Source organism: Gordonia sesuvii, assembly GCF_036350415.1.
Classification (GTDB): Bacteria; Actinomycetota; Actinomycetes; order Mycobacteriales; family Mycobacteriaceae; genus Gordonia; species Gordonia sesuvii.
The window spans coordinates 182,951-202,282 of record NZ_JAZDUF010000003.1 but is presented as its reverse complement, the minus strand read 5'-3'; the positions used below and the strand labels follow the sequence as shown (position 1 = coordinate 202,282).

Genomic DNA, 19,332 nt, shown 5'->3' with positions numbered 1-19,332 from the left:
AGATCACCTCGCTCGTGACATCGACTCGGGTGCGACGGGGCTGGGAGTGATCGGCAGTAGGCGGGGGTCGAATGGCTCGAGCCCCACGGTCTCGATCGGCGTGGGCGCGTCACGCATCGCCATCACCGCCTGCCGGTCGGTCGGCGAGACCCCGGGCAGCGTGGTGCAGACGGCGCCGACGACCTGGGCGTACCGGCTCTGTTGTTCGATGAGCGAGAGGCGTAACAGTTCGAGCGCCTGCCGGTGTTCGGTGAGGAGGTCGGTGCCGGCACGCGGGTCGACGCGTGCGGCGAACTCCAACACGATCGGCAGATGGTCGGGCAGTTCGCCGCGCAGGTCGACGAGGAACCCGCCGTCGCGGTATCGCTGTTTGAACTCGCCGAGCATCGCGCCGCGACGGCGGGTGTCGCCTGCCGACCAGTACGTGAGATAGAGGGTGTGCTTGCGCGACAGGTCGAATGTGTCGATGTACTGCTGCCGCAACGGCATCGGATCGGTCTCGCGGACGTACGCGACGAACTCGCGGAGCTGACACGAAGCGGCGTCACCGTCGGGTTGCTCGGTGAGCGCGGCATCGAGCAGCGGCATCATCGCGAGTACGTCGTCGTCGGGATAGCTCAGGCACACCGATGCCGCCTGGAGGATCACGGCCCGGTCGGAGCCGCGAGATCGCCGCAGCCTCATGTGCGTTCCGATCGCCGCGGGAACAGGCCGTCGGGTGCACCGTTGCCGTCCCAGTTCAGCAGATTGGTGCGTCCGGCCAATGTCTCGGAACCCGCTGCGGTGTCGGTGGTCTGGCGTTGTTTCAGAGCGTGGAATGTCTCCACGGACACCGGTGCCGGGCGGCCGCTGGCCTCCCCGAACGCCGACGACTCGAACATTCCCGGTCCGTCGTCGTAGTCCAGTGAGCAGCCCATCTCCTCGAGATCGTGTGCCTGCTCGAGATGAGCCGTGGGGATCACGTACCGCTCCTCGTACTTGGCGATCGCCATCAACCGGTACATGCGGTAGATCTGCTCCTCGCTCATCCCGACCGCTGCGGGGATCGACGCGTCGAGCTCGCGGCCCAGCGTGACATCGCGCATGTAGGCGCGCATGGCCGCGAGTTTGCGCAGCACGTTCTCGATGACCGCGGTGTCGCCCGCGGTGAACAGCTCGGCGAGGTAGTCGACCGGGATGCGCAGACTGTCGATGGCGCCGAACAGGTTTCGGTGACTCTCGCCGTCGTGGCCCTGTTCGGTGAGCAGATCGACGATGGGTGAGAGCGGTGGCACGTACCAGACCATCGGCATGGTGCGGTACTCCGGATGCAGGGGCAGTGCGACGCGGTATTTCTTGGCGAGCGCGTACACCGGTGACCGACGTGCCGCGTCCAGCCAGTCGTCCGGGATGCCTTGTGCGCGTGCCGCCTTGATGACCTCGGGATCTTCCGGATCGAGCATGAGGTCGAGCTGGGCTTGGTAGAGGTCCTGTTCGTCGGGGGTCGATGCCGCGTCGGTGACGGCGTCGGCGTCGTAGAGGAACAGACCCAGGTAGCGCAGCCGCCCGACGCAGGTCTCCGAGCACACGGTGGGTAGCCCGACCTCCACCCGCGGATAACAGAAGGTGCACTTCTCGGCCTTGCCGGACTTGTGGTTGAAGTAGATCTTCTTGTAGGGACAGCCGGTGATGCACTGTCGCCAACCGCGGCACCGGTCCTGGTCGACCAGCACGATGCCGTCCTCGGATCGCTTGTAGATCGCACCGGAGGGACACGACGCCATGCAGGACGGGTTGAGGCAGTGTTCGCAGATCCGCGGCAGGTAGAACATGAAGGTCTGTTCGAAGCTGAACTTGATCGCATCCTCGGACTCGCGGCGCAGCTTCGCCACGATCGGGTCCAGCGCGCCCATCTCCGGTGCGCCGCCGAGGTTGTCGTCCCAGTTGGCCGACCAGGTGACCTTGGTGTCCTCGCCGGTGATCAGCGACTTCGGGCGGGCGACGGGGAAGTCGTCGCCGAGTGGTGCGTCCACGAGCGTCTGGTAGTCGTAGGTCCACGGCTCGTAGTAGTCGTCGAGGGTCGGTTGGACGGGGCTGGCGAACAGCGTCAACAACTTCTGCAGACGACCACCGGTGCGCAGCCGCAGCCGGCCGCGTTTGTTCAGCGTCCAGCCGCCGCGCCACTGCTCCTGATCCTCGTATCGTCGCGGATAGCCCTGCCCCGGGCGGGTTTCCACATTGTTGAACCAGACGTACTCGGTGCCTGCCCGATTGGTCCAGGCCTGCTTGCAGGTGACCGAACAGGTGTGGCATCCGATGCACTTGTCCAGGTTCATCACCATGCCCATCTGGGCCATCACGCGCATCAGTAGGTCACCTCCTGGCTCCGCTTGCGTATCGTCGAGACCATGTCGCGCTGGTTGCCGGCCGGGCCCAGATAGTTGAAGGCGTAGGACAACTGGGCGTAGCCGCCGATCATGTGGCTGGGCTTGACCAGCAGTCGGGTGACCGAGTTGTGGATGCCGCCGCGACGTCCGGTCGCCTCCGACTTCGGGACGTCGATCGTGCGTTCCTGGGCATGGTGGACGTAACACACGCCGGCCGGCATCCGGTGACTGACGATCGCTCGGCACACGATGACGCCGTTGGCGTTGACGCATTCGATCCAGTCGTTGTCGGACACGTCGATCGAGGCGGCGTCATCGGGGCTGAGCCAGGCGGTGGGCCCGCCGCGCGACAGCGACAGCATGAAGAGGTTGTCCTGATACTCGGAGTGGATCGACCATTTGGAATGCGGGGTCAGGTAGCGGACCGTGATCTGCTTGCTCCCATCCGGTCCCAACTTCGGTTCGCCGAAGAGGCGATGCATGTCCAGCGGTGGGCGATAGATGGGCAGCGACTCGCCGATGTCGATCATCCAGTCGTGATCGAGGTAGAAGTGCATCCGGCCGGTCAGCGTGTGAAAGGGCTTGAGGCGCTCGATGTTCACCGTGAACGGAGCGTAGCGGCGTCCGCCGGTCTCCGATCCGGACCACTCGGGGGAGGTGATCACCGGCACGGGTGCCTGCTGCGTGTCGGCGAACCGGACCCGCTTCTCCTCGGACCCCCGGGCCAGGTCGTCGAGCAGGAAGCCCACGCGCTGCTGGAGTTTGCGGAATCCGTTGACGGCCAGTTCGCCGTTGGTGGTCCCGGACAGCGTCAGGATGGCCTCGGCGAGTTTCTCGTCGGTGTCGATCGCCGGACGGCCGTCGGCGGCACCGCCGAGCATGACCCCGTTGGAGTCGGCGAGTTTCGCCGTCTGCTCGGGCAGGTCGTACGTGATGTTCTTGACGGTGAAACCCAACGAGTCGGCCAGCGGGCCGATCGCGGCGAGTTTGTCGGCGATCGCCGTGTAGTCGCGCTCGACGACGCTGAAGACCGGCATGTTGCGGCCGGGGCGCGCCGGCGTATCGCCGTGCCACCAATCCATCACCCGGCCGTGCGGTTGGGCGGTCTCGCCGGGGGTGTCGTGTTGCAGCGGGACGCTGACCAGGTCGCGGCGCACGCCGAGATGGGTGCGCGCCAGGTCGGACAACTTCTGCGCGAGCAGGTGGAACATCTCGAAGTCGGTCTTGGCCTCCCACGGCGGGTCGATCGCCGGTGAGAAGGCGTGCACGAACGGATGCATGTCGGTCGAGGACAGATCGTGCTTCTCGTACCAGGTGGCGGCGGGGAACACCACGTCGGACAGCAGCGTGGTCGAGGTCATCCGGAAGTCCGCCGACATCAGCAGGTCGAGTTTGCCCTCAGGTGCCTCGTCGTGCCAGGTGACGTCGCGGGGGCGCGGGGTGTTGGGATTCTCGTCGCCGAGCACGTTGTGGTGAGTGCCCAGCAGATGGCGGAGGAAGTACTCGTTGCCCTTGGCCGACGATCCCATCAGATTGGAGCGCCAGAGCACCAGCGTGCGAGGCCAGTTCTCCGGGGCGTCGATGTCGGAGATCGACGGCGTCAAGCCACCTGAGGTGAGCTGTTGCGCCACATAGCTTCCCACGTTCTCGGCGCTGCCGTCCCCGACGGCGGCGTCGGCCGCCGCGGCGACGTCGAGCGGGTTGGCGGAGAACTGGGGGTAGAACGGCATCCACCCCAGACGTGCAGCCTGTGCGATGGCGTCGGCGGTGTGCTGCTCACCGAGTACGCCGCGGGCGAGCGGAGAGGTCAGCGACCCGGTGGAGTAGCCGTCGTTGCGCCACTGGTCGGTGTGCATGTACCAGTACGACGTCCCGGTCATGGTTCGCGGCGGGCGGGTCCAGTCCAAGGCGTTGGCCAGGGAGATCCAGCCGGTGATGGGCCGGCACTTCTCCTGGCCGACATAGTGCGCCCACCCGCCGCCGTTACGGCCCATGCATCCGGTGAGGATGAGCAGCGACAAGATCGCCCGATAGGTTGCGTCCCCGTGGAACCACTGGCAGATACCGGCACCCATGATGATCATCGAGCGGCCGTCGGATTCGTCGGCGTTGGTGGCGAACTCCCGTGCGACCCGGATTGCGGCCTCGGCCGGCACGCTGGTGATCTCGGCCTGCCAGGCAGGGGTATACGGCGTGGTGGCGTCGTCGTAGCCACTGGGCCACTCGCCGGGCAGACCGTCGCGGGCCACCCCGTACTGCGCGAGCATGAGGTCGAACACCGTGGTGACCAGGTGGCCCCGGATGCGTCGGGCGGGGACGCCGCGGCGGAGCACCGTGCCGCTGCCGTCGGGGGAGTCGAAGGCGGGGAATGACACCTCCACCGTCTCGGCGTCGTCGCCGTACAGGCTGAGAGTGGGTGTCACGCCTTCGAGATCGAGATTCCAGCGCCCGACGCCGGACTCGGCGTACCGGAAACCCATGGACCCGTTGGGAACCACCGGCTCACCGGTGCGCTCGTCCAGCAGCACGGTCTTCCAGACGTCCTCGTCCGCGACGCTGTCGGTCACCTCGTCGGCGGTCACGAACTTTCCGGGAACGTGTGTCGCGCCGACGCTCTCACCGGCGTCGTCGACGGTGTGCTCGTCGAGGTGGATCAGGAACGGCAGGTCGGTGTACTTGCGGACGTAGTCGTCGAAGAACGGCGTGCGCTGCGCGACGAAGTACTCGGTGAGGATCACGTGCCCCATCGCCATGGCCAGCGCCGCATCGGTTCCGGCCTGCGCGGGCAACCACTCGTCGGCGAACTTGGTGTTGTCCGCGTAGTCGGGGCTCACGGTCACTACCTTGGTCCCGCGATAGCGCACCTCGGCCATCCAGTGCGCGTCCGGCGTGCGGGTGACCGGGACGTTGGAACCCCACATCATCAGGTATGTCGCGTCCCACCAGTCACCCGATTCCGGGACGTCGGTCTGGTCGCCGAAGACCTGTGGGCTGGCCACCGGGAGGTCGGCGTACCAGTCGTAGAACGACGTCATCACGCCGCCGATCAACTGGATGAACCGGGTGCCCACGCAGTGCGACACCATCGACATCGCCGGGATGGGGGAGAAGCCCGTGCATCGGTCGGGACCGTAGGTCTTGATGGTGTGCACATGTGCGGCGGCCGCGATCTCGATGGCCTCATCCCAGGAGACCCGTACGAGACCGCCTTTACCGCGCGCCTGCTGGTACGACCGCCGCCGCAGCGGGTCGCCGACGACGTCGGCCCACGCCAGGACCGGATCCCCCAGGCGCCCCTTGGCCTCCCGGAACATCTCGACCAGGACGCCGCGGGCGTATGGGTACCGGACGCGGGTGGGCGAGTAGGTGTACCACGAAAAGGCCGCGCCTCGTGGGCATCCCCGCGGCTCGTACTCGGGACGATCCGGGCCGACGGACGGGTAGTCGGTCTCCTGGGTCTCCCAGGTGATGATCCCGTCCTTGACATAGACCTTCCAGGAACAGGATCCGGTGCAATTGACTCCGTGGGTTGATCGGACCACCTTGTCGTGACTCCACCGGTCGCGATAGAACACGTCACCGGCGCGTCCGCCGCGACGGAACACCGCACGGCCGTCGTCCGTCTCGTCCCACCGGGTGAAGAATCTGCCTACGTCCAGCAGAGCCTTCGCCGCTTCACCGTCCACCCCCGATGATCGGGCCATGTCCCGACGATACGATTGTTCGGTCGCCGTTTCGTGAAATGCGGGAATTCAGTGCATGAACGTGATGACCTCACATCGTCCCTGACTGCGTGTGAGGTTTGTCGCGGTCCGAGGTCAGCTCGTCACCACGGTCAACAACACGACCGAATCCTGTTGCGCGGCAAGTCCGTGACGTTCGGGCGGAATCACGACCAGGTCCCCGTCGACACCTTCCCAGCTGCCGTTCGCAGTGGTCAGCGTGACATGGCCGCGCAGGACCTGAAGGCTTGCCTCCCCGGGACTTTCGTGGTCGGTGAGCCGGTGCCCCGCAACAAGAGCGATGACAGTCTGACGCAGGTGGTGGTCGGCGCTGCCGTAGAGCGTCTGCGCGGCGCGACCGCTGCGAGCCGAATGTGCGGAGGTGAGGAGCTGGTCGACGAGTTCGGGCAGGTGTGTGGCATCCATGCCGTCAACTCTGGCACCGTGATCGGCCGCGAGCGCGGTTTCCGGGCGAAGTGATACGTGTGGTTCGCGGCCCGGCTCAGACCGTGACCCGCAGAATCCGATCGTCCCCGTCCTCCGGTCGACCACGACCATCGGTGTTGCTGGTGCTCACCCACAACGACCCGTCGGGCGCCGCGGCGACGGCACGCAGACGTCCGTAGGTGTCGGTGAACAGACTCCGTGGTTGTCCGACAGCACTCGACGACCCGTCCCCGAGCGGGATCGTCCACAGCCGCCGCCCCCGCAGCGCGGCCATGTAGGCGGTGTCCCCGATGATCGCGAGTCCTGCAGGTGAGGCCTCATCCGTCGTCCAGGTGGCGGCCGGGGAGATGAAGCGGGGATCGTCGGACTCCCCTTCGAACTCGGGCCAGCCGTAGTTGCCGCCCCGTTCGATCAGGTTCAGTTCGTCGCGTCGGTCCTGTCCGAACTCGCTGGCCCACAACCGACCCGAGGCGTCGAAGGCCAGCCCCTCGTTGTTTCGGTGGCCCATCGACCAGACCTCGTTGTCGAACGGGTTCTCCGGCGCCGGCCGGCCGTCGTCGTCGACCCGGAGAATCTTGCCGTTCAGCGCGTTGACATCTTGGGCGACATCAGGGTCGGCCGCATCGCCGACGGCGACGTAGAGGTAGCCGTCCGGTCCCCGGACGATCGGGCCGCCGTGGTGATTGAACGCCATGTCGAGACCGGTGATCAGCGGGCGTGGATTCGAGACCCGGTTGCCGTCGAAGTCCATCCGGACGAGTCGGTTGTCGTTCTCGGTCGTGTAATAGACGACGACCGCGTCCTCGTTCGGGGTCAGTGCAATACCCTGCAGGCCACCCTCACCGCGCGGTGCGGCGTCCGACACGTCGCCGACGGTGGCGACGTCGCCGTTCGGGGAGACCCGCACGATCGTGGCGTCGTCGCGCTGGGTCACCAGCGCGGAGCCGTCCCGCAGAAACGCGATCGCCCACGGCACGTTCAGGCCCTCGGCGACGATGCCGGACACCGTGGGTTCGGTTGCCTGTGCGGCCGGTGTCCCGGGATCGGGCGAAGATGCGGGGGTGGACGGTGACGCGGTTTGCTCGGCGTCCGCGCACGAGGCCACCCACACGGAGAGACCGGCCAGCGCGCCCGCGGTCAGGAACTGTCGGCGATCCACGTCATCGATGGTGCCCGAATCGCCCGACTCGTGCAGGAACGTCAGACCTCGCGCGCCCACCGATCGTCCGCGCGTGAAGCCACGCGCGCGGACGATCGAACGGCGCGCGAGATCGGTGAAAGCGGGGCCCGCTGCGGCACACGGCGCTACGGTTCGCGGATGCCGGACAAGACGATGATTGCGTTGCGTGGCCTCGAGGACCGGCCGCGACTGCTCGACCCCGAACTGATCGCGGTGTGTCGAGCCTCGGGGGCACGCAGATTGCAGATCAACGTCGACGACGTCGACGTCGACGGCGCGATGCGGATCAGCGAGCTCGACCCGCCGATCGATGCGGTTGTGAGCGTCTGGGGAGCGGACCCGGAGCCTGTCCTCGATGCGCTGCGGCAGTGCTGCGTCGCGCCGGCCGCCTGGTCGGTGACAGAACGCGTGCCCCTGACGTACGCGACTGCGGGTGACGGTAGTCGGGTCGACGCCCTGGCGAACGTCGCGTTCCTGCGCCGGCCGGGTGACCTGGCCCGGGCCGAGTGGTTGCGGATCTGGTTGGAGGAACACACCCAGGTCGCCATCGAGACCCAGGCGACGTTCGGGTACGTCCAGAACGTCGTCGACGAGCCGCTGACCCCGGATGCCCCGCTCGTCGACGCGATCGTGGAGGAACTGTTCCCGATGGCCGCAGTCGCCGACATGCACGCGTTCTACGGCAGCGGGGGAGACCAGGCGGAACTGGAGCGACGGATGACGCGGATGCTGGAGAGCGTCGTGCGGTTCGGGGCCGACCGTAACCTCGACGTGGTGCCGACGTCGCGCTACGACTTCGATTTCTCCGCCGGTTGATCTCGATACACCGACTCGCTGCCGCTCGCCGGCTACTCGATCAGCGAGTGGGGGTGGCCGATCACCGGTGTGGGGGTGGGGTACCTCTGCTGGTTGAGTAGCGCCGCGCGAGCTTGCGAGCCGGCGCGTATCGAAACCCGGTGACCCGAACCCGCCAACGCCCCCCGCGAGGACCATTCCGCATCGATTTGGGTCTGGCCAGCCAATTCTCTACACTTGAACGGTTGCCTGCGCTCTGCGGGCTCGCCATCACAACAGAATAGTCGCCGGTGCCGGTGAAGAGCCAAGGGCATCGGCGGCGAGAACCTTATGCACAACTATCCACTTCGTGGAAGGCCCACCGCAGGTCAGGGATCATTTTCCCGCGTCCGGCGCTGTATGGGAACCGCTACGAGAAAGGTTGACGGTCAACCATGACCATGACTGACCCGATCGCAGACTTCTTGACACGTCTGCGTAACGCCAACTCGGCGTTCCACGACGAGGTGACCCTGCCGTCGTCGAAGATCAAGGTGAACATCGCCGAGATCCTCAAGCGCGAGGGCTACATCACCGACTACCGCACCGAAGATGCGGAGATCGGCAAGAACCTCGTCGTCTCCCTGAAGTACGGCCCGAGCCGTGAGCGCAGCATCGCTGGTCTGCGTCGCGTGTCGAAGCCGGGTCTGCGGGTGTATGCAAAGTCCACCAACCTGCCCAAGGTGCTGGGCGGCCTCGGCGTGGCCATCATCTCCACGTCGTCGGGTCTGCTCACCGACCGCCAGGCAGCCAACCAGGGCGTGGGCGGCGAAGTCCTCGCTTACGTCTGGTAAGGGAGCCTCACATGTCGCGTATCGGAAAGCATCCCATCCAGATCCCCACTGGCGTCGACGTCACGATCGACGGCCAGGACGTCAAGGTGAAGGGCCCCAAGGGTGAACTGAGCGTCACCGTCGCGGAGCCGATCACCGTCGCCAAGGAAGACAACGAGATCGTTGTCAGCCGGCCGAACGACGAGCGTCGCAACCGTTCCCTGCACGGCCTCAGCCGCACGCTGGTGAACAACCTCGTCATCGGCGTCACGCAGGGCTACACCACGAAGATGGAGATCTTCGGTGTCGGCTACCGCGTGCAGGCCAAGGGCAGTGACCTCGAGTTCGCCCTCGGCTACAGCCACCCGGTGCCGATCGAGGCGCCCGAAGGCATCTCCTTCGCCGTGGAATCGCCCACGAAGTTCTCGATCTCGGGTATCGACAAGCAGCAAGTCGGCCAGATCTCGGCGAACATCCGCCGCCTGCGTCGTCCGGACCCCTACAAGGGCAAGGGCATTCGTTACGAGGGTGAGCAGATCCGTCGCAAGGTCGGAAAGACGGGTAAGTAAGCCATGAGTGACACCGCAACCAAAACCGTTCGCAAGCCCCTCGGCAAGGACGTGTCGACCCGCCGTCGCAAGGCGACCGCGAACCGGCACTTCCGGCTCCGCAAGAAGGTCGACGGCACGCCGCAGCGTCCGCGCCTCTCGGTCAAGCGCAGCTCGCGTCACATCCACGTGCAGCTGATCGACGACCTGGCCGGCAAGACGCTGGCCGCCGCGTCGTCCATCGAGGCCGACGTGCGTTCGGTCGACGGCGACAAGACCGCCCAGGCCCGCAAGGTCGGCGAGCTGATCGCCGCCCGCGCCAAGGCAGCCGGGGTCGAGACCGTCGTGTTCGACCGTGGCGGCAAGGACTACCACGGACGGATCGCCGCGCTCGCCGACGCCGCCCGCGAGGGAGGCCTGACCTTCTGATGACCATCTACACCAGCACGACCAACATGACCGGAGGGAACCTCTGATGCCCGGACGTCAGCGTGACGGCGGAAACGGACCCGCCGGAAACGACAACAACACCGCCGCCGGCAACGATCAGCGCGACCAGCGCCGCGGACGCGGCCGTCGCGACGACCGTGGCGGACGTGACCGCGAGGAGCGCAACCAGCTCGAGCGCGTGGTCACCATCAACCGTGTCTCCAAGGTGGTGAAGGGTGGCCGTCGCTTCTCCTTCACCGCTCTCGTGGTGGTCGGCGACGGCCAGGGCATGGTCGGTGTCGGCTATGGCAAGGCCAAGGAAGTCCCGGCCGCGATCCAGAAGGGCGTCGAAGAGGCTCGCAAGAACTTCTTCCGCGTGCCGCTGATCGCCGGCACCGTGACCCACCCCGTCCAGGGTGAGGCCGCCGCCGGTGTCGTGATGCTCCGCCCGGCCAGCCCCGGTACCGGTGTGATCGCCGGTGGCGCGGTGCGTGCCGTGCTCGAGTGCGCGGGCGTGCACGACGTGCTCGCCAAGAGCCTCGGCAGCGACAACGCGATCAACGTCGTTCACGCGACCGTTGCCGCGCTGAAGATGCTGCAGCGTCCCGAAGAGGTCGCCGCACGTCGTGGTCTGCCGATCGAAGACGTCGCGCCGGCCGGCATGCTCCGCGCCCGCGCCGGACAGGGAGTCTGATCACCATGGCAGAACTCAAGATCACCCAGGTGAAAAGCACCATCGGGACCAAGAGCAACCAGCGTGACAGCCTGCGGACCCTCGGACTCAAGGGCGTCCGCCAGACCGTCACCCGTGAGGACACGCCGATCAACCGCGGCCTGATCAATGCCGTGCGGCACCTCGTGACAGTCGAAGAGGTCAAGTAATGACAATCAAGCTCCATCATCTTCGCCCCGCGGAGGGCGCGAAGACCGACAAGACCCGTGTGGGTCGCGGTGAGGGCTCGAAGGGCAAGACCGCGGGCCGCGGCACCAAGGGCACCAAGGCACGCAAGAACGTCCCCGCTGCCTTCGAGGGTGGCCAGATGCCGATTCACATGCGTCTGCCGAAGCTCAAGGGCTTCAAGAACAACAACCGGGTCGAGTACCAGGTCGTCAACGTCGGCGACATCGCCAAGCTGTTCCCGCAGGGCGGCACCATCGGCGTCGACGAGCTCGTCGCGGCCGGTGCGGTTCGTAAGAACCAGCTCGTCAAGGTCCTCGGCGACGGGGAACTCGGCGTCAAGGTCGACGTCACCGCCAACAAGTTCACGGCTTCGGCCAAGGAGAAGATCGCCGCTGCCGGTGGCAGCGTCACCGAACTCTGAATCGCCTTGATTCCGTCGGCGGTCGGCAGTGCTCACACGCTGCCGACCTCCGGCGGTCTCGCTGTTCGGGGCCGACCATTGCACCGTTGCGGGTCGCCACTCGGACAAGTGGGACAACGGCCGTCGCGCTGACGAGGGCCGATGGCGTGACTGTTAGAGTTCAAGCGTTGTCCGGACGCTTCGATCAACGTCGATTGCCGAGCACGTGGGGGATGCGAGTCCTTGCTGCGTGGTCGTTCCTAGGAGGAGTTAGTGTTTTCCCCCCTCGTCGCGGCCTTTAGGACGCCCGATCTGAGGAAGAAGATCCTCTTCGTCATCGGCATCATCGTGCTGTATCGACTGGGTGCGACCATTCCTTCGCCCGGCGTCGACTACCAGACCGTGCGGGCATGTCTCGACGAGGTGTCGCAGGGCGACTCGGCGAACATCTATTCGCTGATCAGCCTGTTCTCCGGCGGCGCACTGCTGCAGCTGTCGGTGTTCGCGATCGGCATCATGCCCTACATCACGGCCAGCATCATCGTGCAGTTGCTCACCGTGGTGATTCCGCGCTTCGAGCAGCTGCGCAAGGAAGGCCAGTCCGGCCAGGCCAAGATGACGCAGTACACCCGCTACCTCACGGTGGCGTTGGCGTTGCTGCAGTCGACCGGCATCGTGGCCCTCGCCGACCGAGGGCAGTTGCTCGCGGACTGTTCGGTCGGTGATCAGATCATCAACGACCAATCCATCTTCGGACTCGCGATCATCGTGCTCGTGATGACCGCCGGCGCCTGTGTCGTCATGTGGTTCGGCGAGCTCATCACCGAGCGTGGCGTCGGCAACGGCATGTCCCTGCTGATCTTCGCCGGTATCGCCGCGCGCATTCCCGCGGAAGGCCGCAACATCCTCGACACCCGCGGTCCGCTGGTCTTCAGCCTGGTGTGTGTCGCCGCGCTGCTGATCGTGGCCGGCGTCGTGTTCATCGAGCAGGGCCAGCGCCGCATCCCCGTGCAGTACGCCAAGCGCATGGTGGGCCGAAAGATGTACGGCGGTTCCTCGACCTATCTGCCGCTCAAGGTCAACCAGGCCGGCGTCATCCCGGTGATCTTCGCCTCGTCGCTGCTCTACCTCCCGCAGCTGATCCTGCAGCTGACGCAGGACCCGGCCGGCGAGCAGTCGTCCTGGCAGCGCTACATCAGCGAGTACCTGACCGACCCCGGCAGCTGGGTCTACATTCTCGTGTACTTCCTGATGATCATCTTCTTCACCTACTTCTACGTCGCGGTCACCTTCAATCCGGAGGAGCGCGCCGACGACATGAAGAAGTACGGTGGCTTCATCCCGGGTATCCGTCCCGGCCGGCCGACGGCCGATTACCTCGGGTATGTGTTGAGCCGCATCACACTGCCGGGCTCGATCTACCTGGGTATCATCGCGGTACTGCCCAACCTGTTCCTCGAGATCGGTAACAGCGGTGGTGTGCAGAACCTGCCATTTGGGGGCACGGCCGTGCTGATCATGGTCGGTGTGGGTCTGGACACGATGAAGCAAGTCAACAGTCAACTGATGCAACGTAAGTACGAAGGATTCCTCAAGTGAGACTCGTGATTCTCGGCCCCCCCGGCGCCGGCAAGGGCACTCAGGCGGAGCTTCTCTCCGAAGCGATCGGCATCCCGCACATCTCCACCGGAGACCTCTTCCGTGCCAATATCTCCCAGGGCACGGCGGTCGGGATCGAGGCCAAGCGGTACCTCGACGCGGGCGATCTGGTGCCGTCGGAGATCACGGTCGACATGGTGCGCGCACGAGTCGCCGAGCCTGACGCCGCAAAGGGTTTCATCCTCGACGGGTTTCCCCGCTCGACCGAGCAGGCCGACGCTCTCAAGGACATCCTCGCCAAGCTCGACACCGGCCTCGACGCCGTGCTGTCGTTCGTGGTGGACACCGAGGTCGTGGTCGAACGCATGATGGCCCGCGGCCGCGCCGACGACACCGAAGAGGTCATCCGCAACCGGATGTCGGTCTACACCAAGGAAACCGCGCCGTTGCTCGAGTACTACGGCGACGAGGTCAAGACCATCGATGCCGTGGGTGATGTGCAGGACGTCCACCAGCGTGTGCTGAGCGCGCTCGGCGCGGGCGTGTCCTGATCCGCGTCCACACCGAATAGCGGTCGTATCCATGGCTTTTCGTAAACCCCGGCCGGTGCCGTTCCGGACCGCCGCCGAAGTCGACGCCATGGCTGCCGCCGGAGCTGTGGTGGGCGCGGCGCTCGTCGCGGTCCGCAACGCAGCCGCCCCGGGTGTGTCCACGCTCGAACTCGACGAGGTGGCCGAATCCGTGATCCGGGCTGCCGGGGCCGTCCCGTCGTTCAAGGGCTACCACGGCTTTCCCGGCTCGATCTGCAGCTCGGTCAATGATGTTGTGGTGCACGGAATCCCGTCGTCGGACGTGGTTCTGGCCGAGGGTGACCTGGTGTCGATCGACTGTGGTGCCATCCTCGACGGCTGGCACGGCGACTCGGCGTGGACCTTCGGCGTGGGCGAACTCTCTGCGGAGGACACCGAACTGTCCGAGGCCACGCGTCTGTCGATGGAGGCGGGGATAGCCGCGATGGTCGACGGCGCCCGGCTCACCGACATCTCGCACGCCATCGAGCTGGGCACCCGTGCGGCGGAACAGAAGTTCGGGCGTTCGTTCGGCATCGTCGCCGGTTACGGCGGTCACGGCATCGGCCGCGAGATGCACATGGAACCGTTCCTGGCGAACGAGGGAAAGCCGAACCGGGGGCCACGTCTGGTCATCGGATCGACCCTTGCGATCGAACCGATGCTGACGCTGGGCACCACGGAGACATCGGTGCTCGACGACGACTGGACCGTGGTCACCGACGACGGTTCCCGGGCAGCGCATTGGGAGCACACCGTCGTCGTCACCGGCGACGGCCCACGTATCCTCACACCCCGCTCCAGCTGAGCGGCGACGTCGTTGCCGCCGTTGGTTGCCGCCGAATGGCGTCGTCTCGGCCGTACCTCAGTTGTCTCCGCCGGATCCCGGCGAACTGTCCTTGGGTAGATACGGTTCCAACGCCGCGGCGAGCTTGTCCGGAGTCATCGACTGCAGCCAGATGTGGCCTGGACCGTGGATCTCGGCGAGGAACAGCGAGTCTCCGAAGAACTTGTTCTTGACGCCCTTGACCTTCGCGAACTCCAGGGGCATCTGTGCGCGGAACAGCGCCAGATGGCCTGGATGCACCAGCATCGACTGCCCGGCTGCGAGGTCGTACTCGACGATCTCGCCGGACAGCTGAACCCACGCCGAGCCGGTGCCCGCGAGTTTCTGGAAGACCACGCCGGCACCACCGAAGACGCCGACGCCGAGCTTCTTCTGCAGGCCCACCGAGATCTCGACGTCGTCGGTGCTGGCCATGAACGAACCCGACTGCACCATGAACTCATCGGCTGCGTCGATCTGCAGCTCACGGATCTGGCCGGGCATGCTCGCGGCGAACGCGACGAACCCGCCCTGCGGCGGCGCCGTGTACCTGGTCAGGAACAGTTGGCCGCCACCGAGCATGCGCTTGAGGCCGCTCATGAAGCCGCCTCTGCCGCCGGAACCGAACGCGGTGGAGGTCTCCATGTCGAATCCTGGTGTCAGCCAGGCGACGTCGCCACCTTCGGCGATGATGTGTTCGCCGGCATCCAGAGTCAGCTCCAGGACCGGCATCGTGGTGCCGTTGATGCGGGGTTGCATGACGTCAGCCTAGTGCGGACGATCCCCGCACGGTGTCGGAAGTGTGGCTCACCCGGTCCGGACGACTGTAGAGGACCATCGAATCCCCGCGGACGAAACCGGCGAGGGTGATCCCGCGTTCCTCGGCGAGCTCGGCGGCCAACGACGACGGCGCCGACACGGCGGAGAGAACCGGGATGCCGGCCATCGCCGCCTTCTGAACGAGCTCGAAGCTGGCCCGGCCCGACACCTGCAGGATGTGTTCACGCAGCGGGAGGAGGTTCGCGGCGGCGGCCCACCCGATGATCTTGTCGACGGCGTTGTGTCGGCCGACATCTTCGCGCAGTGCGATGATCTCGCCGGATCGTCCGTCGACGAGTGCGGCGGCGTGAAGCCCGCCGGTCTTGTCGAAGACCGACTGCCCGGCGCGTAGGCGGTCCGGAAGTTCCAGCAGCACATCCGGATTCACGATAAGAGGGTCGACGGCCGGATCGAATCTGGACCGGGTCGTCACCGCGTCGATGCTGTCCTTGCCGCAGACGCCGCAGGCGCTGGTCATGGTGACCTGTCGCGCCGCCGTCGGGTCGGGGCCGGGGACGCCCGGCGCCAGGGTCACGTCGAGCACGTTGTACGTGTTCATCCCGTCGGCATCCGTGCCGGCACAGTACCGGGCCGTGTCGACGTCGGAGCCGGCGGCGACGATTCCCTCGGACACGAGGTAGCCGATCGCGAGTTCGACGTCGTTGCCCGGAGTGCGCATGGTGACGACGAAACGCGCGCCGTCGAGCCTGATCTCGAGGGGTTCCTCGACGGCCAGGACATCAGCGCGAACCGCTGTCGGCTGGTCTCGCCGAATCCTGGTGACCCGTCGCCGGGCGGTTATGCGTCCCACATCGACGACACTACCGATGCGCGGAGCCGAGGGGTTGAGCGCGCGGTCGGCACCACGCGGTCGGCACCAGACTAAACCTCGAGGACGAGGGTGACGGGGCCGTCGTTGACGAGCCTGACCTTCATGTCCGCGCCGAACCGTCCGGTGGCGACCGTCGCACCGGCGGCGCGGAGGGCATCGCTCACAGCCGAGACCAGCGGCTCGGCGACCGGTCCGGGCGCTGCGGCATTCCACGAGGGACGCCGGCCCTTGGCGGTGTTCGCATACAGCGTGAACTGGCTGATCACCAGGATCGGTGCGCCGACGTCGGATGCCGAGCACTCGCGGCCGTCGTCGCCGTCGAGGATGCGGAGTCGCCAGATCTTGTCGGCGAGCTTCGCCGCGAGTTCCTCGGTGTCATCGTGGGTGACGCCGACGAGTGCGACGAGACCGGTACGGCCGTCCGCCAGGTCGAGTGCACCGACGGTCTCGCCGTCGACGACCACGGACGCCTCGGTCACGCGTTGGATGACTGCACGCATGGCCAACAGGGTGCCATGCGGCGTGACTGTGACTGGCATCGGCCGAAACGCTCAGGCTCCACTTACACGCTCAGGTAGCAACCCGCGCATGTGGTTGGACGGTGCGCGTGTGGAGACGATCAGTCGTCGGACTGCTCGGCGCCACCGAGCAGTCCGACGAGTGCGTCGAAGTCGATCGGATGGACCAGGGGATCGGCGTGCCGGTGCAGGAGTCGCCACCCGGCGTCGTCGTGCCGGAAGACGAGCGTCACGCGCAGGGAACAGTCCGGCAGGTCACGACCGCCGACGCGGCCGTGTTGTCGTTCGATGGCGATCAGCACGGCGAGATCGCCGGACATGTGCGCCGCGGCGACCTCGAGCGCAGCCTCACCGCCCTGGAAGAACTCGGCGGTGGCGCGCTTGGCGTCCTCGCTGCGATCCATGTCGGAGACCGCCTCGCCACCGAAAGGAGTGAACAGGGTGTAGTCGTCGGCAGGATTCACCAGGTCGAGGAAACGGTCGATCTCACCGTTGATGTAGGCCTTGGCGGCGGCGTCGTTGCGCTGGATCAGTTCGTCCAGCGCAGGTGACCATTCGGCCGATTCCGCCACGACTCAACGGTACGCCTGTCGGGTTACGTCAGCTCGAAGGTCACCGTGACCGAGAAGGTGAGTGTCTGCTGACCCGGTTCGATCGGCACGGGGGCGGCGGCCACCGAGTCGCGCTGCATTGTCGTCGGTTGTTCTTGCCCGCTGGTCTGCTCGTTGATGGTCTGCACATCACCGAGGGAATCCCCGCTGAGCGACGCGTACTGGTCCGCGCGACCACGGGCGTCGGTGAACGCGGCCTCGCGGGCCTGCTTCATCAAGTCCGAATCGTCGTCGATGGCGAACGCGACGTTGCTGATCCGGGTGTTGTCGCCGCCCGCCGTCGCGGCCGCGGCGAGTACGTCCGAGGCGGTTGCGATGTCACGGATGGTCACCCGGATCGTGTTCGTGGCCTGATACCCGGAGATCTCGCGGGTCGAACCGGGTGCCGGATTGGCGTACTGCGGACTCAGGTCCACCTGCTGCGTCTGGATGTCCTCGCGCGCGACGCCCGCCTCGACGACTGCGTCGGTCACCGCACTCACCTGCGTGCTCGACTCGTTCAGCGCACTCGAGACGTCATCGGCGGTGGCCTCGACGCCGATGACGGCGCGTAACGTGTCGGGGGCGCCGGTGACCTCGCCGTTGCCCACGACGGTCACGGTGCGCGGGTCGTCTCCGCCGCCGCTCCCGCAAGCGGACACGAACAGCACCGCCGCCACACTCGCGACGATCGCCGCGACCCGGGCCGTCCGCCGACTCACACCGGCTCCCGCATCAGCAGACCCAGCATCCAGCCGACGATCGAGATGACGATCGCGCCGAGGATGGCCGACCAGAAGAAGCTGTCGACCTCGAGGCCCCAGTGGGTGGTGTTCCGGGTGATCCATGCCGTGATCTCGAGCATGAACGCGTTGATGACGACGTGGATCAGGCCGAGAGTGAGGATGTACAGCGGGATCGACAAGATCTGCACGACCGGCTTGATGATCGCGTTGACCACCCCGAAGATCAGGGCGACCACCACGACGATGCCGAACTGCTCCCACCCCGTGGACCCGCCGACGAAGTCGAGCCCCGGCACGATCAACGTCGCGATCCACAGGGCGAACCCGGTGAACGCGGAACGAATCAGGAAGGCGGACATGGGGGTCAGTGTGCCAGATCTGCAGCTGCCCGGACGTCAGCCGATCTGCAGCGGGAAGAAGACCGTGTAGATCAGGGTGATCACGAAGTTCACGCCGATGATCGCGACCGTCGACACCACCACGGTCGCGTTGACCCCGTCGGCGACACCGCGCGGACCGCCCTTGGCCTCCAGCCCCCGCTGACACCCGATGACCGCGATGATCACACCGAAGATCGCCGCCTTGATCAGGGCCAGCGCCAGGTCGCGCGGTGATGCGAAGGCGCCGAAGGACAGCCAATAACTGCCGGGTCCGACACCCTGCATGGTGACCGCCAGGTAGAACGCGGCGACGACACCGACCACGATGATGAACACCGCGAGCAGCGGGGCGACGAAGGCCGCTGCGATGACCCGAGGCACCACCAGCCGCTGGATCGGGTCGACGCCCATGGTGCGCATGGCGTCGATCTCTTCCCGGACGGTGCGTGCGCCGAGGTCGGCCGCGATCGCCGATGCCCCGGCGCCGCCGAGCAGGATCCCGGCCGCGAGGGGCGCCGCCTGCTGGATGACGGCGAACCCGGATGCGGCACCCAGCAACGACTGTGCGCCGAGCTGATTGATGATGTTGCCGATCTGGATGGTGACGATGACGCCGAACGGAATCGCCATCAGGAATGCCGGCAGCGCGGTGACGCTCACGAGGTACCAGGCCATGACAACCGCCTCGCGGAACTTCAACTGTCCGCGCAGGATGTCGAGCGCGAGTTGCAGCATCGAGACGATGGACAGGCGGAAGGTGCGACCCAGGGTCCGGACCGGGCCCAGGGCGTTCTCCGAGAAGTTCTCGGCGAACGCCTCGTAGGCCGGGCTACGCGATACTCGTTGGGTCATC

22 protein-coding genes are annotated in these 19,332 nt (G+C 66.4%); 10 read left to right on the top strand and 12 right to left on the bottom strand.

What is annotated here, in order from left to right; genetic code table 11:
* Positions 1–3: 3 nt before the first annotated feature.
* The 5 genes from narJ to VZC37_RS11870 all read right to left on the bottom strand — a co-directional run bounded on the left by narJ (position 4) and on the right by VZC37_RS11870 (position 7,694).
* Positions 4–684 (bottom strand): nitrate reductase molybdenum cofactor assembly chaperone, encoded by a 681-nt coding sequence (gene narJ / locus VZC37_RS11890; RefSeq protein ID WP_330432707.1) that lies wholly within the window; start codon positions 682–684, stop codon positions 4–6.
* Positions 681–2,345 (bottom strand): nitrate reductase subunit beta, encoded by a 1,665-nt coding sequence (gene narH / locus VZC37_RS11885; RefSeq protein ID WP_330432706.1) that lies wholly within the window; start codon positions 2,343–2,345, stop codon positions 681–683. The genes narJ and narH overlap by 4 nt, the downstream gene beginning before the upstream one ends.
* Positions 2,345–6,070 (bottom strand): nitrate reductase subunit alpha, encoded by a 3,726-nt coding sequence (locus VZC37_RS11880; RefSeq protein WP_330432705.1) that lies wholly within the window; start codon positions 6,068–6,070, stop codon positions 2,345–2,347. Before VZC37_RS11880 ends, narH begins: the two co-directional genes overlap by 1 nt.
* A 114-nt stretch (positions 6,071–6,184) precedes the next feature.
* Positions 6,185–6,514: a cupin domain-containing protein gene (locus VZC37_RS11875; RefSeq protein ID WP_330432704.1), complete on the bottom strand. Its 330-nt coding sequence runs from the start codon at positions 6,512–6,514 to the stop codon at positions 6,185–6,187.
* Positions 6,515–6,590: 76 nt separating this feature from the next.
* Positions 6,591–7,694, bottom strand: a complete 1,104-nt coding sequence (locus VZC37_RS11870; RefSeq protein WP_330433132.1) for a PQQ-dependent sugar dehydrogenase — start codon at positions 7,692–7,694, stop codon at positions 6,591–6,593.
* Between the two features lie 159 nt (positions 7,695–7,853).
* Between VZC37_RS11870 and VZC37_RS11865 the strand changes: the two genes are divergently transcribed.
* The 10 genes from VZC37_RS11865 (at position 7,854) to map (ending at position 14,576) form a co-directional block, all read left to right on the top strand.
* Positions 7,854–8,531 carry a hypothetical protein gene (locus tag VZC37_RS11865; protein ID WP_330432703.1) on the top strand — a complete coding sequence of 226 codons (678 nt, stop codon included), beginning with the start codon at positions 7,854–7,856 and terminating at the stop codon, positions 8,529–8,531.
* A gap of 413 nt (positions 8,532–8,944) precedes the next feature.
* A complete protein-coding gene (gene rpsH / locus VZC37_RS11860; protein ID WP_330432702.1) occupies positions 8,945–9,343 on the top strand; it encodes a 30S ribosomal protein S8 in 399 nt (132 codons plus the stop codon).
* 11 nt (positions 9,344–9,354) lie between these two features.
* The gene (rplF, locus tag VZC37_RS11855) at positions 9,355–9,891 is read left to right on the top strand and encodes a 50S ribosomal protein L6 (RefSeq protein WP_330432701.1); all 537 of its coding nucleotides are present in this window, start codon (positions 9,355–9,357) and stop codon (positions 9,889–9,891) included.
* A gap of 3 nt (positions 9,892–9,894) precedes the next feature.
* Positions 9,895–10,299: a 50S ribosomal protein L18 gene (gene rplR / locus VZC37_RS11850; RefSeq protein ID WP_330432700.1), complete on the top strand. Its 405-nt coding sequence runs from the start codon at positions 9,895–9,897 to the stop codon at positions 10,297–10,299.
* 46 nt (positions 10,300–10,345) lie between these two features.
* Positions 10,346–10,993, top strand: a complete 648-nt coding sequence (gene rpsE / locus VZC37_RS11845) for a 30S ribosomal protein S5 (protein ID WP_330432699.1) — start codon at positions 10,346–10,348, stop codon at positions 10,991–10,993.
* Positions 10,994–10,998: 5 nt separating this feature from the next.
* Positions 10,999–11,181 carry a 50S ribosomal protein L30 gene (gene rpmD, locus VZC37_RS11840; protein WP_330432698.1) on the top strand — a complete coding sequence of 61 codons (183 nt, stop codon included), beginning with the start codon at positions 10,999–11,001 and terminating at the stop codon, positions 11,179–11,181.
* Entirely contained in the window at positions 11,181–11,621 is a 441-nt protein-coding gene (gene rplO / locus VZC37_RS11835) for a 50S ribosomal protein L15 (RefSeq protein ID WP_330432697.1), read from the top strand. Before rpmD ends, rplO begins: the two co-directional genes overlap by 1 nt.
* A 252-nt stretch (positions 11,622–11,873) precedes the next feature.
* On the top strand, positions 11,874–13,199 hold the full coding sequence (gene secY, locus VZC37_RS11830; protein ID WP_330432696.1) for a preprotein translocase subunit SecY: 1,326 nt from the start codon (positions 11,874–11,876) through the stop codon (positions 13,197–13,199).
* Positions 13,196–13,750 (top strand): adenylate kinase, encoded by a 555-nt coding sequence (locus VZC37_RS11825; RefSeq protein WP_330432695.1) that lies wholly within the window; start codon positions 13,196–13,198, stop codon positions 13,748–13,750. Before secY ends, VZC37_RS11825 begins: the two co-directional genes overlap by 4 nt.
* A 31-nt stretch (positions 13,751–13,781) precedes the next feature.
* Positions 13,782–14,576 carry a type I methionyl aminopeptidase gene (gene map, locus VZC37_RS11820; protein ID WP_330432694.1) on the top strand — a complete coding sequence of 265 codons (795 nt, stop codon included), beginning with the start codon at positions 13,782–13,784 and terminating at the stop codon, positions 14,574–14,576.
* Positions 14,577–14,633: 57 nt separating this feature from the next.
* Here the strand turns inward: map and VZC37_RS11815 are convergent, their stop codons facing one another.
* The 7 genes from VZC37_RS11815 to VZC37_RS11785 all read right to left on the bottom strand — a co-directional run bounded on the left by VZC37_RS11815 (position 14,634) and on the right by VZC37_RS11785 (position 19,331).
* Complete coding sequence (locus VZC37_RS11815) at positions 14,634–15,353, bottom strand: TIGR00266 family protein (RefSeq protein ID WP_330432693.1); 720 nt, start codon at positions 15,351–15,353, stop codon at positions 14,634–14,636.
* Positions 15,354–15,357: 4 nt separating this feature from the next.
* Positions 15,358–16,224, bottom strand: coding sequence for a formate dehydrogenase accessory sulfurtransferase FdhD (fdhD, locus tag VZC37_RS11810; RefSeq protein WP_330432692.1), 867 nt, complete (start codon positions 16,222–16,224; stop codon positions 15,358–15,360).
* Between the two features lie 71 nt (positions 16,225–16,295).
* Positions 16,296–16,745, bottom strand: coding sequence for a D-aminoacyl-tRNA deacylase (gene dtd, locus VZC37_RS11805; RefSeq protein WP_330432691.1), 450 nt, complete (start codon positions 16,743–16,745; stop codon positions 16,296–16,298).
* A gap of 119 nt (positions 16,746–16,864) precedes the next feature.
* Positions 16,865–17,335 carry a nuclear transport factor 2 family protein gene (locus tag VZC37_RS11800; protein WP_330432690.1) on the bottom strand — a complete coding sequence of 157 codons (471 nt, stop codon included), beginning with the start codon at positions 17,333–17,335 and terminating at the stop codon, positions 16,865–16,867.
* 23 nt (positions 17,336–17,358) lie between these two features.
* Positions 17,359–18,075, bottom strand: coding sequence for an SIMPL domain-containing protein (locus tag VZC37_RS11795; RefSeq protein ID WP_330432689.1), 717 nt, complete (start codon positions 18,073–18,075; stop codon positions 17,359–17,361).
* Positions 18,072–18,458 carry a phage holin family protein gene (locus VZC37_RS11790; protein ID WP_330432688.1) on the bottom strand — a complete coding sequence of 129 codons (387 nt, stop codon included), beginning with the start codon at positions 18,456–18,458 and terminating at the stop codon, positions 18,072–18,074. Before VZC37_RS11790 ends, VZC37_RS11795 begins: the two co-directional genes overlap by 4 nt.
* A 36-nt stretch (positions 18,459–18,494) precedes the next feature.
* Positions 18,495–19,331, bottom strand: coding sequence for an MlaE family ABC transporter permease (locus tag VZC37_RS11785; protein WP_330432687.1), 837 nt, complete (start codon positions 19,329–19,331; stop codon positions 18,495–18,497).
* Position 19,332 lies beyond the last annotated feature (1 nt).